We start from the raw sequence: 12948 nt of genomic DNA on the forward strand, positions 1-12948 counted from the left end.
AAAAAAAATACACTAATTATGGCAAAAGAACTGAAAGAACTTACCAAAAGAAGTGAAAATTATTCACAATGGTATAATGATCTGGTGGTAAAGGCAGATCTGGCAGAGCAGTCTCCGGTGCGCGGATGTATGGTCATCAAGCCTTACGGATATGCCATCTGGGAAAAGATGCAGCGTCAGTTGGACGATATGTTCAAGGCTACAGGACATGTAAACGCTTATTTCCCTCTGCTGATTCCAAAATCATATTTAAGTCGTGAAGCGGAACACGTGGAAGGCTTTGCAAAAGAATGTGCTGTGGTGACACACTATCGTCTGAAGAATGCAGAAGACGGTTCAGGAGTCATTGTAGATCCTGCTGCAAAGCTGGAAGAGGAACTGATTATCCGTCCGACTTCAGAAACCATTATCTGGAGTACATATAAGAATTGGATCAATTCATATCGTGACCTGCCTATCCTGATCAATCAGTGGGCTAACGTTATGCGTTGGGAAATGCGTACACGTCTGTTCCTGCGTACAGCCGAATTCCTGTGGCAGGAAGGACATACCGCTCATGCTACTCGTGAGGAGGCTGAAGCTGAAGCACAGAAGATGTTGCGCGTATATGGAGAATTTGCTGAGAAATACATGGCTGTTCCGGTCATTAAGGGTGTGAAGTCGGCCAACGAACGTTTTGCCGGAGCTTTGGATACCTATACGATAGAAGGTCTTATGCAGGACGGTAAAGCCCTCCAATGCGGTACATCGCATTTCTTGGGTCAGAATTTTGCAAAGGCGTTCAATGTCCAGTTTGTTGACAAGAACAATAAGTTGGATTATGTGTGGGCAACTTCATGGGGTGTGTCAACCCGTCTGATGGGTGCATTGATTATGACACATTCTGATGATAACGGACTTGTGTTGCCGCCGCATCTGGCTCCTATTCAGGTAGTCATTATTCCTATTTATAAAAACGATGAGCAACTTAAACAGATTGATGCTAAAGTGGAAGGGATTGCTGCAAAATTGCGCGAAATGGGAATTTCGGTCAAATATGACAATGCCGACAACAAGCGTCCTGGATTCAAGTTTGCCGATTACGAACTGAAAGGTGTTCCTGTGCGTCTGGTTATGGGTGGCCGTGACTTGGAAAACAATACTATAGAAGTTATGCGCCGTGATACGTTGGAAAAAGAGACACGCAGTTGTGACGGTATTGAAGAATATGTAAAGAGTCTGTTGGAGGATATCCAAAGCAATATTTACCAGAAAGCACTGAAGTTCCGTAATGAACACATCTTTAAGGTAGATACTTATGATGAATTCAAGGAACAGATTGAAAAGGGTGGTTTTATCCTTGCTCACTGGGACGGTACTCCGGAAACGGAAGACCGTATAAAGGAGGAAACCAAGGCTACTATCCGTTGTCTTCCGTTCGAAGCAGATGAAGAGAGCTTGACTCCGGGTGTAGATATGCTTACTGGTAAGCCGTCGGCTCGTCGTGTATTGTTCGCGCGGGCATATTGATGCCGTACTTGTCAAGTTATTTTAGCCACGATACGTGAGATTGATTTATTTTAATACTTGTAGGGGAACATTCTTATAAAAAAGAAGTGTTCCCCTGTTTCTTTACATAGGATGATATATGGAAACAACAGATAATCATACGGAATTGATTATGTTAGGTACGGGAAATGCCGCCGTAACTCATTGTTATAATACGTGTTTTGCCATGTCACATGGTGGACATGTCCTGCTGGTGGATGCCGGTGGTGGAAATGGCATATTGGTACAGCTTGAGAAGTCAGGAATCAGTATCGGACAGATTCATGAGATGTTTGTTACACATGCACATACCGACCATGTATTGGGAGTGATCTGGATAATCCGGACCATTGCGCAACGCATGCAACAGGGGGTATATCAGGGGACGTTCAAGGTCTATACGCATGATAAGGTCATACAGGTAGTCGATTGGATCTGCCGGATGACGTTGCCGAAAAAAATTGTTGCCTTTCTGGGTAATGGGATAGAGCTTTGTGAAGTGAAAGACGGCGAGTGCTTTGATGCTGCCGACTTCAAACTACAATGTTTCGATATCAATTCTACCAAGGAAAAGCAATTTGGCTTTCTGGCGGTGTTGCCCGATGGCAAGAAGCTTGTCTGTTTGGGAGATGAACCTTATAATGAACAGAACAGGTGTTATGTGGAAGGGGCCGATTGGCTTTTGTCGGAAGCCTTCTGTCTATATGCTGACAGAGATCGTTTCAAGCCTTATGAAAAGCACCATAGTACTGCGCTTGACGCCGGACGTCTGGCTTCAACGTTGAATGTCAGTAATCTGTTACTCTATCATACTGAAGACAAAACACTGGAAACCCGGAAAGAAAGGTATACGGAAGAAGCCCGGAGTCAGTTCGATGGTCGTGTCTGGGTGCCCGATGATTTGGAGAAAATCAAATTGTAAGATCGGTATATTCGGTCTTAAATGATGAAAAATCAGAAAAATAGCCGGAATAGTTCGGGAATATGTTCCGAAAATTATTTATCTTTGCATGAAAATTTTCGCGAAACATGAAAATTAAGGAAATTGTAAGTGCCCTTGAGATGTTCGCGCCTCTGCCTTTGCAGGACGGATTCGACAATGCCGGATTGCAAATCGGATTGACAGACGCGGAAGCTACAGGGGCATTGTTGTGTCTGGATGTTACTGAAGCTGTGATCGATGAAGCAATAGAGAAAAGCTGTAATCTGGTTATTTCTCATCATCCGCTTGTGTTCAAAGGTTTCAAGTCGCTTACCGGGAGAGACTATGTCGAGCGTTGTGTGATGAAAGCTATCAAGCATGACATTGTGGTTTTTTCCATGCATACCAACTTGGATAACGCTCCTCAGGGAGTGAATTATAAGATTGCCGGGAAAATCGGAATGCAAAATCTCCAAATTCTGGAACCCAAGGAGGATGTTTTGCTGAAGCTGGTGACTTTTGTTCCACAGGAAAAGGCCGATGATGTACGCAAGGCTCTGTTTGATGCCGGATGCGGATGCATAGGCAATTACGATGCATGCAGCTATAATCTGGAAGGGAGGGGAACTTTCCGTGCCGGTGAGGGTACACACCCTTACTGCGGTACTAAGGGAGAATTTCATGTGGAGCCCGAAGTCAGGATTGAGACCATACTTCCAGCTTTCCGTAAAGAGCGTGTTGTGAAAGCTCTTGTGGCGGCACATCCGTACGAGGAACCGGCATATGATCTGTACCCGTTACGAAACTCATGGAATCAGGTGGGTTCGGGGGTGGTAGGTGAATTGCCAGAACCTGAAGACGAACGTAATTTCCTACTACGTGTGAAGGAACTTTTCAATGTGGGTTGTGTGAAACATTCTCGTTTCGGAGGACGTAAAATCCGGAAAGTGGCACTTTGTGGCGGGGCTGGAGCCTTTCTGCTACCGCGCGCGCTGGCCTGCGGAGCCGATGTGTTCATAACCGGTGAGGTGAAGTATCATGATTATTTCTTCTACGAAGACCGTATTCTGGTAGCGGAAATAGGCCATTATGAGAGTGAACAGTATACTCAGGAAATATTTTATTCAATCATAAAGGATTTGTTTCCGGTACTTAAGGTCGGTATGACCAGTGTCAATACAAATCCTATCAATTATTTGTAATATAGAACTATGGTTAAAGAAGCAAAGAAAGATCCCAATGAAATGAGCGTTGAAGAAAAACTGAAGGCGCTTTATCAGTTGCAGACCATGTTGTCTGAGATCGATAAGATCAAGACATTGAGAGGTGAACTGCCTCTTGAAGTGCAGGACTTGGAAGATGAAGTCACCGGCTTGAGCACACGTATTGAAAATATCAAGAATGAAATCGAGGAGTTGAAGTCGAACGTAGCTACCAAGAAAATTGAAATCGAAGCAGCCAAAACTTCTATTGAAAAGTATAAAGGGCAGCAGGATAATGTACGTAACAACCGTGAATATGATGTGCTGACTAAGGAAATAGAGTTTCAGAGTCTGGAAGTGGAGCTGTGCGAGAAACGTATCAAGGAATATACTGCTTCTATTAAAGCTAAGGAAGAAGAAATAGTTAAGAGTAACGAACTTCTGGAAGAGAGAAAGAAGGACTTGGAAGTGAAGAAGAATGAGCTGGATGAAATCATTTCCGAAACCAAACAGGAAGAGGAACGTCTTCGGGATAAGGCAAAGAATCTGGAAACTACCATTGAACCCCGTCTGTTGCAAGCTTTCAAACGTATCCGTAAGAATTCACGTAACGGATTGGCCATCACTTATGTTCAGCGTGATGCGTGTGGCGGTTGTTTCAACAAGATTCCGCCACAGAAGCAGTTGGATATCCGTATGCGTAAGAAAATTATCGTATGCGAATATTGTGGCCGTATCATGATCGATCCGGAGTTGGCTGGTGTAACCGAAGAAAAGCATCTTGAAACTAAAACCGGTAAATAAAGAGGCGGGAGAGACCGTTTGATGACGGAGGAATCCTGAGAACGGATTATGAATAAGGGTGACGGACAACGGATGCGTGTGAAAGCATGCATTCCTGTCCGCCACCCTTATCTTTTTTACAGGTCACCGTATGCGGGTACTTCGGGAAGGAAGCTGTATCTGTTCGTGCTGTAGTCAATCCGGCAACAATAGTGTTTTATGCCGTTGGTCACTATTAGGTAATCTACCTTCAGTACCATGTTATAGCGGGTAATCTGGTCGAATACGGCTTGACTTATTTCTATGTGTGGGGCCTTGTATTCTACAATCATCCGGGCGGTGAGGTCTTTCTTGTAAAGCACAGTATCGCATCGTTTGCGGGTACCGTTCAGGTTTATCTGTACCTCATTGGCCAATAACCCTGCGGGATAACCTTTCTGTTCCAGCAGAAAATGGGTAAAATGCTGGCGCACCCATTCTTCGGGAGTCAGTGCTACGTATTTTTTCCGGAGCGTGTCGAATATGAATCTTTTGCCTTCCCTGATGGTTATTTTATATGAGTAGGATGGTAAGTTTAACGGTAACATTTACTACTTTTGCAATTATAGGTTGTCAATTATCCGAAAACAAAATTACGAAAAGATTATGAAAACAAAAGCTGAAATTGTAGCAAACTGGTTGCCCCGCTATACGAAACGTGCGCTTGGTGACTTCGGTGAATATATACTGCTGACCAATTTTAATCGGTATGTGGAGCTTTTTGCCGACCGCTTCAATGTACCTGTATTAGGGCGTGACGCCAATATGACGTCGGCTCATGCGGAGGGTATCACTATTATTAATTTCGGTATGGGAAGTCCTAATGCAGCTATTATTATGGACCTGCTGAGTGCCATCCATCCTAAGGCCTGTCTGTTTCTTGGCAAGTGTGGAGGCATTGATAAGAAAAATCAGTTGGGCGACTTCATTCTGCCTATTGCGGCTATCCGGGGTGAAGGGACTTCGAACGACTATTACCCGCCTGAAGTGCCTGCGTTACCGGCGTTCATGTTGCAAAGGGCCGTATCATCGGCCATCCGTGACCATTCACGCGACTACTGGACGGGAACCATTTATACGACTAATCGCCGTATCTGGGAACATGATGAAGAGTTCAAGAAGTATCTGCTGAAGACCCGTGCTATGGGTGTTGATATGGAAACCGCTACGCTCTTCACTACGGGTTTTGCCAACCACATTCCAACAGGTGCACTTCTGCTGGTTTCCGATCAGCCGATGACCCCCGAGGGTGTCAAGACCGAGCAGAGTGACAATATGGTAACACATAATTTTGTACAGGAACATGTGGAGATCGGAATCGATGCCCTGCGCATGATCATAGAAGAGAAAAAGACAGTGAAACACTTGAAATTTGACTGGTAATTTTACTGCTGATGGCAAAGGATACTACATACGAAGAAATAGTACGCAACCTTAAAAACAGGGTGTATGCTCCGGTTTATTTTCTTATGGGAGAAGAAGACTACTATATTGACCGTATTTCGGAATATATCATGGACACGGTCCTTTCCGATACTGAAAAGGAGTTCAACCAGACAGTGGTCTATGGTGCTGATACCGATATCGCATCTGTTATCAATACGGCCCGTCGCTATCCGATGATGGCGGAATATCAGGTTGTGGTGGTAAAGGAGGCACAGAATCTCAAGAATCTGGACGGACTTGTTTATTACCTTCAGAAGCCGCTTAAATCTACTATCCTTGTGTTCTGCTATAAACATGGTACACTCGACCGCAGAAAAAAAGTGACGGCCGAAATTGAAAAGGCTGGTGTTTTGTTTGAGTCAAAACGTATTAAAGATGCACAGCTCCCCGGATTCATCTCGGCGTATTTGAAGCGTAAACAGGTAGAAATAGAACCTAAAGCTTCAGAAATGATGGCCGAATTTGTGGGGGCTGATCTGAACCGGATGGTAGGCGAATTGGAAAAATTAATTATCACCTTGCCAAAAGGGGTACGGCGTATCACACCCGAGCAGATCGAACGGAATATCGGGATAAGTAAAGACTTCAATAATTTTGAGTTGAGGAATGCATTAATAGCAAAAGATGTGTTTAAGGCAAATCAAATAGTAAAATATTTTGAAGAAAATCCTAAAAGTAACCCGTTGCAGCTTACTCTTTCGGTCTTGTTCAATTTCTTTGCCAATCTGATGCTGGCATACTATGCCCCCGAAAAATCAGATCAAGGAATAGCGGCCCAGCTCGGGTTTCGCTCTCCGTGGCAGGCAAAGGATTACGTTATCGCCATGCACCGTTATTCGGGTGTCAAAGTGATGCAGATTATCGGAGCTATCCGTACCTGCGACGTCAAATCAAAAGGTATGGGAAACGCATCGGCTACCGATGGGGACTTGCTGCGTGAACTGGTCTATATGATTCTTCATTGAATTGAATGGGATGTCTATATTATGAACGATACTGAACCGGCGTGATTCCTTGAATGAATTTTACGGTTTTTTATGGAGAAACCGGATTTCCTTTGGGAGGTCCGGCTTTTTTATACCCCTAGCTTTTTTATACCCCTATATGATCGATAAGTGAAACACGCCTATATGAATGCCTGATGGAAAAGATATTTTTTCCGTGTAGGGTGAAATCAAGTGAGTAATTCAATCTGTTTTTCTGAGGGTGTGAGATTTTAAAATTTGCGGGCAGGAATAAGTTCGCCTACAAATTTTAAAATCTCACCAAGTATTATTGGGAATAGGTTCATGTCCGAATATTACTTTACATTTGTATATACATATGTAAATTCATAATAGCATCTATAGCTATTTACAAATGTAATCGATGATAAATGTAAATGTATATCTTTGAAGATTTACTGATGTATAATCTGGTGTTTGACAGGAGATTACTTTGTTCTTTTACATATGTATTTGTACATTAAAATATATGCATTATGATTATTCATGAATATATATATTATAATCAGTAAATTATATATTATTTTTTAATGTTTGGCTTTAATTTATATACATAGGTAACTTGGAAATGGGAAAATAGAGATGTAAAATGCATATTATAATATATATATTACTGAATACCAATGTATTATTTCATGTCATTAAAGTTGATTCCATAGTATATGAGTCTTCGTTTACATCTGTATAAGTACATTTGTAATATATGGAAAGTCCTTTATTGTACAAATATATATAAACTTTTCTATATGTAAATTTGCAAATGAAAATCAAATGGATTACTTTTGTATCTATAGACAAAATGTAAATTTATCGTGGAAATGAAAGACCGGATTATACAGATCATGCAAATGGAAGGCTTGACCAATGCCGAGTTTGCCGAGAAGATTGGAATTTCCACATCTTCCTTGTCGCACATCTTTAACGGACGGAACAAACCCAGTCTGGAAGTTGTCATGCGGATACATAAAGCCTATCCTCATATCAATATCAACTGGTTGCTATATGGTGAAGGCGAAATGCTGGAGCCTGAGAATCGCGAAAATGTGGATATAGCTCCGGTCGGTTTCGATTTTCGCAGGGAAAATGGGTCAGAAGCGCCTCTTTATACCCCTAAAGAAGTTGTGCGTGAGGAAGTTAAGTATATAGAAAAGCCTCAACCGAAAATTACCGAAATAAGAGTATTCTTTGATAATGGTACCTACCAGGTATTTAAATCGGACAAATGAGTCCTGTATTCGGTAGGGTCATTGATTTAGTTATCGGGTAAATTCCTTATCTTTGCAGGTAAGAAACGAATTTACCCGATTTTTTATGAAAAAATACATTCTAGATTTGACGGTCACTGAGAACATCCGGTTACATTCAAACTATGTTCTTATCAAGTTGACCCAATCTGATCCGTTGCCGGAAATGCTTCCGGGTCAGTTTGCAGAGATTCGCGTAGACGGTTCGAACACCACTTTCCTGCGTCGTCCCATTTCCATTAATTATGTAGACAGAAAGGCGAACGAGGTATGGTTTCTGGTACAGCTGGTGGGCGACGGGACACGCAAGCTCGCTACCGTACAGAAAGGAGACATAGTTAACGTAGTACTGCCCTTGGGGCATGGCTTTACCATTCCCGCAACACCCGAAACGAAAGTGTTACTGGTTGGTGGCGGTGTAGGTACTGCCCCGATGCTTTATCTGGGTGAAGCCTTGTTGAAAACGGGATGCAAGCCTACGTTCCTGTTGGGCGCCCGTTCGGCAAACGATTTGCTTCAGCTTGAACAGTTTGGGGCTTTGGGAGATGTCTACACCACTACCGAAGATGGGAGCATGGGTGAAAAGGGTTATGTAACCATGCATAGCGTACTTCGTGAACGCAAGTTTGACATGATCTATACCTGTGGTCCGAAACCTATGATGATGGCTGTGGCCAAATATGCCAAAACTGCCGATATAGATTGTGAAGTGTCGCTCGAAAATACCATGGCATGTGGTGTAGGTGCCTGCTTGTGTTGTGTGGAAAAGACCGACGAGGGGCATGTGTGTGTATGTAAAGAAGGTCCGGTATTTAATATAAAGAAATTGTTATGGCAGATTTAAGTGTAAACATCGGTAAATTGGAAATGTCGAATCCGGTGATGACAGCATCGGGGACATTCGGCTATGGTCTGGAATTCCAGGATTTTGTAGATTTGGAAAAGATCGGCGGTATCATTGTAAAGGGTACTACTCTGCATCACCGTGAGGGAAATCCTTATCCGCGTATGGCAGAGACTCCGATGGGTATGCTTAATGCCGTAGGTCTGCAGAACAAGGGCGTACATTATTTTGTAGACCATATCTATCCGCAGATAAAGGATATCCGTACCAACATGATTGTGAACGTGTCCGGTTCGCAGGTGGAAGATTATGCTGAAACGGCCGGCATTATTAATGAACTGGAAAACATCCCCGCTATTGAACTGAACATATCATGTCCCAACGTGAAGCAGGGAGGAATGGCTTTCGGCGTAAGTGCCCGGGGAGCCGAGGAGGTGGTGAGCGCTGTGCGTAAGGTATACCACAAGACGCTTATCGTGAAGCTTTCGCCAAATGTAACAGATATTACAGAGATTGCCCGTGCGGCCGAGGCTGCTGGAGCCGATAGCGTTTCGCTCATCAATACGCTGTTGGGTATGGCTATCGATGCTGAGAAGCGCAAGCCTGTGCTCTCTACCATAACAGGAGGTATGAGTGGGGCTGCCGTCAAGCCTATCGCTCTGCGTATGGTATGGCAGGTGTCAAAAGCCGTGAAGATTCCGGTTGTAGGTTTGGGAGGTATCATGACTTGGAAGGATGCTGTAGAGTTTCTTCTGGCAGGTGCCACTGCCATTCAGATCGGTACGGCCAACTTTATTGATCCTGCTGTTACGGTTAAGGTGGCTCAGGGAATAAACGATTATCTCGACCGCCACGGATACGCTTCGGTTCGTGATATCATCGGTGCATTGGAGGTATAAAATATTTACATAATAGCCTTGGGTATTACTATATAGAAAAGGCGGAGAACCTATCGGGTATCGTCCCGGTGTGTTCTCCGCCTTTTGTTTGTCATGTATTGACGGGAAGAATCCCGTCATCAGCCGGAAATGTTGTTTATTCAGAAAACTCTATTTTTTGTCAGAATTATTTATCTTCCAGCAAGTCGGGGCGCAGGCGTTGGGTACGTTCCAGCGATTGTTGGAATTCCCATTCGCGTATTTTCGCTTCGTGTCCCGAGAGTAGGATATCGGGCACCTTCCATCCTTTGTATTCAGCCGGGCGTGTATATACAGGCGGTGCCAGTAAATTATCTTGAAACGAATCCGACAAAGCCGATTGCTCGTCGGAAATCACTCCTGGGATAATGCGCACAATTGCGTCTGCAATGACGGCGGCTGCCAGCTCTCCACCGGTAAGTACATAATCACCTATACTGATTTCCTTGGTAATGAAATGTTCCCTGATACGGTAGTCTATCCCTTTGAAGTGTCCGCACAGAATAATCAGGTTCTGCTTCAGTGAAAGGGCGTTCGCCATCGGCTGGTTGAACTGCTCCCCGTCGGGGGTAGTGAAGATTACCTCGTCGTAGTCACGTTCGGCCTTCAGGGCCGAGATGCATCGGTCTATCGGTTCAATTTTCATTACCATCCCTGCACAGCCTCCGAAGGGGTAGTCGTCCACCTTCCGGTAGCGGTCGTAAGCATAGTCGCGCAGGTTGTGGATATGAAATTCGGCGATGCCTTTCTTTTGGGCACGGCTCATGATGGAACAGTTGAAGAAGCCCTCAATCATCTCGGGCAGAACGGTTATAATATCTATTCTCATATGTTCATGTTATTTTCCGCAAAAGTACAAAGTTTCTGTTGTACCCACACCGCCTCTTGCACATTTTTCTTATTTTTGCACGAAACTTCATACCGGATATTATGACTGAAACAGATGAAATAAAAAGAATAGACCAGTTGCGTGAGGAACTGCATCTTCATAACTATAATTATTATGTATTGAACGCACCTGTCATTTCCGACCAGGAGTTCGACCGCATGATGCGCGAACTTCAGGATCTGGAGGCACGTCATCCTGAACATTTCGACGAGAATTCTCCCAGTGTGCGTGTGGGGAGCGACTTGAACAAGAATTTTACCCAGGTAGTGCACCGGTATCCTATGCTTTCGCTGGGAAATACCTATTCGCAGGCTGAGGTTACTGAGTTTTATGACCGTGTGAAGAAGTCGCTCAACGAGGATTTCGAAATCTGCTGTGAAATGAAATTCGATGGAACTTCCATTTCTCTTACCTATGAAGACGGTAAGCTGGTACGTGCCGTGACTCGAGGCGACGGAGTGAAGGGTGATGACGTGACCGACAATGTAAAGACCATCCGTTCCATTCCTCTGGTACTGCATGGAAGCGGATATCCGAAGAGCTTCGAGATGCGCGGCGAAATTCTGATGCCTTGGGATGTGTTCGAAGAACTGAACCGTGAGCGCGAATTGCGTGAGGAGCCTCTTTTCGCCAATCCGCGTAACGCCGCTTCGGGTACGCTCAAGTCGCAGAATTCGGCTGTGGTAGCATCCCGAAAGCTGGACGCTTACTTATATTATATGTTGGGGGAGGATCTTCCGCACGACGGGCATTATGAGAACCTGCAGGAGGCCGAGAAATGGGGGTTCAAGATATCGCATATAGCCCGCAAGGTGCGTACCCTTCAGGAAATCTTTGATTTTATCGATTACTGGGATGTGGAGCGCAAGAACCTTCCCGTAGCTACCGACGGTATCGTGCTGAAGGTGAACTCCCTCCGCCAGCAACGTAACCTGGGCTATACCGCCAAATCGCCCCGTTGGGCCATTGCCTACAAGTTCCAGGCCGAACGCGCGCTTACCCGTCTCTTGAAAGTGACTTATCAGGTGGGACGTACCGGGGCTATTACGCCGGTGGCCAACCTGGAGCCTGTGCAGCTCTCTGGAACAGTAGTGCGTCGGGCTTCTCTGCATAACGCCGATATTATTGCCTCGCTCGACCTTCACATAGGTGACATGGTTTATGTTGAGAAAGGTGGTGAGATTATTCCCAAAATTACAGGTGTAGACCTGGCTTCGCGTCCTGCGGGAAGTGAGAAGGTTATTTTTATTACCCATTGTCCGGAGTGCGGAAGCAAGCTGGTGCGTTATGAAGATGAGGCTGCACATTACTGTACCAATGAAACGGCTTGTCCGCCCCAGATTAAAGGACGCATCGAGCATTTCATTTCCCGTAGGGCGATGAATATCGAAGGTCTGGGTCCTGAAACGGTTGATCTCTTTTATCAGGAGGGCTTGATTCATGACGTGGCCGATCTGTACGATTTGAAGGCTGCCGATATCAGCCGTCTGGAACGTCTGGGCGAGAAATCGGCCGAAAACATTATCAGCGGTATAGCCCGTTCCAGGGAGGTGCCTTATGAGCGCGTGCTTTTTGCCTTGGGCATCCGTTTTGTGGGCGAGACCGTAGCCAAGAAGGTGGCCAAGGCGTTCCCTTCCATAGATGCATTGGCAGCCGCTACACTCGATGACCTGATACATGTTGACGAAATAGGCGGACGGATAGCCCAAAGCATCATTCAGTATTTTGCGAACGGAAAGAATCGGGAAATCATAGAACGCCTGCGTAAGGCCGGACTGAAGATGGAAGCCGACCCGTCACTCACGGCCGCCTATTCCGACAAGCTCCAAGGCAAGTCGGTAGTGATAAGCGGTGTGTTTACCCGCCATTCGCGCGATGAATACAAGGAACTGATAGAAAGGCACGGAGGCAAGAATGTAGGCAGTATTTCCCGGAAAACTTCCTTTATTTTGGCGGGTGACAATATGGGCCCCAGCAAACTGGAAAAGGCGAGGGCGCTGAACATTCCCATCATTGATGAAACCCGTTTTCTGGATATGATAAATGAAGAGTGAATTCTTTCAGACTTTAACTGATAAGGCAAAAAAACAAATAAAATAGTAGTTTGGATAGAAAATATTTGTAATTTTGT

The 12948-nt window shown here is 44.7% G+C and carries 12 protein-coding genes; 10 read left to right on the forward strand and 2 right to left on the reverse strand.

What is annotated here, in order from left to right:
• The first annotated feature begins 18 nt into the window (after positions 1–18).
• The 4 genes from proS to BQ7489_RS09640 all read left to right on the forward strand — a co-directional run bounded on the left by proS (position 19) and on the right by BQ7489_RS09640 (position 4455).
• Positions 19–1509 (forward strand): proline--tRNA ligase, encoded by a 1491-nt coding sequence (gene proS, locus BQ7489_RS09625; protein WP_072530823.1) that lies wholly within the window; start codon positions 19–21, stop codon positions 1507–1509.
• A gap of 118 nt (positions 1510–1627) precedes the next feature.
• Positions 1628–2449 carry an MBL fold metallo-hydrolase gene (locus tag BQ7489_RS09630; protein ID WP_072530824.1) on the forward strand — a complete coding sequence of 274 codons (822 nt, stop codon included), beginning with the start codon at positions 1628–1630 and terminating at the stop codon, positions 2447–2449.
• Positions 2450–2556: 107 nt separating this feature from the next.
• Positions 2557–3651: a Nif3-like dinuclear metal center hexameric protein gene (locus BQ7489_RS09635; RefSeq protein ID WP_072530825.1), complete on the forward strand. Its 1095-nt coding sequence runs from the start codon at positions 2557–2559 to the stop codon at positions 3649–3651.
• 9 nt (positions 3652–3660) lie between these two features.
• Positions 3661–4455, forward strand: a complete 795-nt coding sequence (locus tag BQ7489_RS09640; protein ID WP_072530826.1) for a zinc ribbon domain-containing protein — start codon at positions 3661–3663, stop codon at positions 4453–4455.
• A 116-nt stretch (positions 4456–4571) separates the two neighbouring features.
• Here BQ7489_RS09640 and BQ7489_RS09645 read toward each other — a convergent pair whose 3' ends face one another.
• Positions 4572–5021, reverse strand: coding sequence for a type I restriction enzyme HsdR N-terminal domain-containing protein (locus BQ7489_RS09645; protein WP_072530827.1), 450 nt, complete (start codon positions 5019–5021; stop codon positions 4572–4574).
• A gap of 58 nt (positions 5022–5079) precedes the next feature.
• On the opposite strand from BQ7489_RS09645, the gene BQ7489_RS09650 reads away from it, so the two are divergent.
• From BQ7489_RS09650 to BQ7489_RS09670, 5 genes are all read left to right on the forward strand, one after another.
• Positions 5080–5856, forward strand: coding sequence for an AMP nucleosidase (locus BQ7489_RS09650; protein WP_072530828.1), 777 nt, complete (start codon positions 5080–5082; stop codon positions 5854–5856).
• Between the two features lie 11 nt (positions 5857–5867).
• Complete coding sequence (gene holA, locus BQ7489_RS09655) at positions 5868–6884, forward strand: DNA polymerase III subunit delta (protein WP_072530829.1); 1017 nt, start codon at positions 5868–5870, stop codon at positions 6882–6884.
• An 857-nt stretch (positions 6885–7741) separates the two neighbouring features.
• The gene (locus tag BQ7489_RS09660) at positions 7742–8149 is read left to right on the forward strand and encodes a helix-turn-helix domain-containing protein (RefSeq protein ID WP_072530830.1); all 408 of its coding nucleotides are present in this window, start codon (positions 7742–7744) and stop codon (positions 8147–8149) included.
• 85 nt (positions 8150–8234) lie between these two features.
• Positions 8235–9011: a dihydroorotate dehydrogenase electron transfer subunit gene (locus BQ7489_RS09665; protein ID WP_072530831.1), complete on the forward strand. Its 777-nt coding sequence runs from the start codon at positions 8235–8237 to the stop codon at positions 9009–9011.
• Positions 8999–9910: a dihydroorotate dehydrogenase gene (locus BQ7489_RS09670; protein ID WP_072530832.1), complete on the forward strand. Its 912-nt coding sequence runs from the start codon at positions 8999–9001 to the stop codon at positions 9908–9910. The genes BQ7489_RS09665 and BQ7489_RS09670 overlap by 13 nt, the downstream gene beginning before the upstream one ends.
• 166 nt (positions 9911–10076) lie before the next feature.
• Here the strand turns inward: BQ7489_RS09670 and trmD are convergent, their stop codons facing one another.
• Positions 10077–10757: a tRNA (guanosine(37)-N1)-methyltransferase TrmD gene (gene trmD, locus BQ7489_RS09675; protein ID WP_072530833.1), complete on the reverse strand. Its 681-nt coding sequence runs from the start codon at positions 10755–10757 to the stop codon at positions 10077–10079.
• A gap of 101 nt (positions 10758–10858) precedes the next feature.
• Here trmD and ligA point away from each other — a divergent pair, with 101 nt between their 5' ends.
• Positions 10859–12871: an NAD-dependent DNA ligase LigA gene (gene ligA, locus BQ7489_RS09680; RefSeq protein ID WP_072532110.1), complete on the forward strand. Its 2013-nt coding sequence runs from the start codon at positions 10859–10861 to the stop codon at positions 12869–12871.
• The last annotated feature ends 77 nt before the right edge of the window (positions 12872–12948 follow it).

Source organism: Bacteroides ilei, assembly GCF_900128495.1.
In the GTDB taxonomy this organism is placed as follows: Bacteria; Bacteroidota; Bacteroidia; order Bacteroidales; family Bacteroidaceae; genus Phocaeicola; species Phocaeicola ilei.